This window comes from Vibrio sp. 1580 (assembly GCF_033340055.1).
In genome coordinates, this window is the sequence record NZ_JAWOVT010000792.1 from 1 (window position 1) to 507 (window position 507).

Here is a 507-nt window from a genome sequence, read left to right on the forward strand (position 1 = left end):
TTTATTGTTGATGAATATGGTGACGTGCAAGGCTTAGTCACCTTATACGATTTGCTCAAGTCCATCGCTGGCGAATTAGGAATGGCACCAGAACAAATCTGGGCGAAGCAGCAAAAAGACGGCAGTTGGCTGATGGATGCGCTGATTCCTCTCAACGAACTCAAATACAAACTGGGATTGACCACAATTGAAGGCGAAGATAGTGAAGGTTTTCAAACCCTCAATGGCTTTTTAACTTGGTGGCTAGGACGCCTTCCACATGCAGGAGAGTTGGTCGACTATGAGGGCTGGCAGTTTGAGGTGTTAAACGTCAAGCATCACCGGATTGTGCAAGTTAAAGTGAGCCGAGAGACAGAGTCGGAAACAACCACCGACGCCAACGATGGCGACGCTAACCCATAAAGTTAGGCTGCAAACCTTTCGCCAGCTTCTGCCTAACTTTGTAAGAGACGTCACTCAACGTAATGCTCCCTTTGCTGTGACGATCGATGCCTGCATTTTGTCGGT

Annotated in this window: 1 protein-coding gene and 1 pseudogene; one reads left to right on the top strand and one right to left on the bottom strand. The window is 47.9% G+C overall.

What is annotated here, in order from left to right; translation table 11 throughout:
- Positions 1-402 (top strand): transporter associated domain-containing protein (locus R7093_RS28410; RefSeq protein WP_318147434.1); only part of this gene is annotated, 402 nt, incomplete at its 5' end.
- Here the strand turns inward: R7093_RS28410 and R7093_RS28415 are convergent.
- Positions 392-507: pseudogene (locus tag R7093_RS28415) on the bottom strand (lytic transglycosylase); the annotation flags it as partial. The gene R7093_RS28410 and the pseudogene R7093_RS28415 overlap by 11 nt on opposite strands.